The 1,430-nt window shown below is 62.9% G+C and carries 2 protein-coding genes; both read right to left on the bottom strand.

The genetic code is table 11. The annotated features are described in order from the left end of the window. A partial coding sequence (locus H8A95_RS43005) for a CoA-binding protein (protein WP_229188446.1) occupies positions 1–485 on the bottom strand: 485 nt, incomplete at its 3' end. Between the two features lie 167 nt (positions 486–652). Further along, complete coding sequence (locus tag H8A95_RS43000) at positions 653–1,264, bottom strand: class GN sortase (protein WP_229188445.1); 612 nt, start codon at positions 1,262–1,264, stop codon at positions 653–655. Between the last annotated feature and the right edge of the window lie 166 nt (positions 1,265–1,430).

Genomic DNA, 1,430 nt, shown 5'->3' with positions numbered 1-1,430 from the left:
CTGAGATTGCCGAGGCAATTCGGCCCGGTGACCGCAAGCCCGGTCTCCTTGATCGCCTGCTTCAGCTCGACCGCGAGCCGCTGGCTCTCCTCATCCTGCAACTCGCTGAAGCCGGACGTGACGATGGTCGCCGAGCGCGCGCCGGCCGCGGCGGCATCGCGGATCACCTGCACGGCGAAGCGGGCCGGCACCAGCACCAGCACATGGTCGGGCTTTTCGGGAAGGCTGGCGAAATCCTTGTAGCAGGTGACACCCCAGATCGTTTCGCGTTTGGCGTTGATCGGAAACAGGCCGCCTGAATATCCGTACTTGACCAGATTGTTCCAGATCCGTTCGGCGTAGTTGCCGGGCTTGTCGGTGGCGCCGACCAGCACGATGTTGCGCGGGTGCAGCATCGCATGGATGCTCTTGACGATGTCGCTGGCGTCAGCGGGCGGCGCCCATTTGCGGGACGGATGTGACGCGGTGCTTGCGAGAGCTTCCATGGAGCCTGCCCTTATCCTTGTTCTGCTTGTTTCCTCTGGCCCACGGTCGATCACCGCAGGACCCGATTTTTCATTGTTTTTATGGCTGATGGAAGAGGGTGGCAACTCACGCTGACGCAAGTCAGGGCGTCGCGCGCAATATCCCGGCAGGCGAAAATTCACACGTCTCAGGAACCCGATTCGCGTGTTCTCGAATCCGATTCGAGTGTTCTCGAATCCGATTCGATCAGGGTTGCGTGCAACAGATAGCGCTCGGGGCCCGATGTCAGCGCGTCGAACGGCCAGCAGGTCGACAGCACCAGTTCATACCCGTCGGTCACCGGGTCGATGCCGGACTGGTCGAAGCGGACAACTGAGCTACGGTCGGCCCGGTAGCGAAACATCTTGCCGTCACGCCGCGTGACGTCGATCTCGTCACCGATTGTGACATCCTTCAGAAACCTGAAATGGGTGTCGCGATGCGCGGAATAGACCGCGACGCCACGCTCACCGGCATCGGCGGTCTGCTCGACATGGCCGGGACCGAACGCCAGCGCCTGGCCGCTGCTGCCCGCGAGCACAATCGCGGACGCGTGCAGCCGCTTCACCTCGATCCGGGCCACAGGCCAGGTGTCGGCCCAGCTCCACGGTTTCACCGGATGGCCGGTCGCGATGCTCTGTGCGAAGGCACGCTCCAGCAGCACCTGCGCGAGCAGCGCCTTGGCGTGGATGTAGGCGCCCTGGCTGAACAGGATCAGGCCAATCAGGGCGAAGGCGAGGGATGGGATTAAGCGGCGCATTGTCATCCTGCTCCCGTCATTGCGAGGAGCGAAGCGACGAAGCAATCCATCTTTCCCCGAATGGGGGCATGGATTGCTTCGCTTCGCTCGCAATGACGGTGATGGAAAAAGTGGCGCGCGCGGCCCTTGGGGGACGGGTGAGAAGGCCGCGCGCGCTCTTGGAAAG

The sequence above is a fragment of the Bradyrhizobium oropedii genome, from assembly GCF_020889685.1.
Lineage (GTDB): Bacteria > Pseudomonadota > Alphaproteobacteria > Rhizobiales > Xanthobacteraceae > Bradyrhizobium > Bradyrhizobium oropedii.
This window is presented reverse-complemented; position numbering and strand designations above follow the sequence as displayed.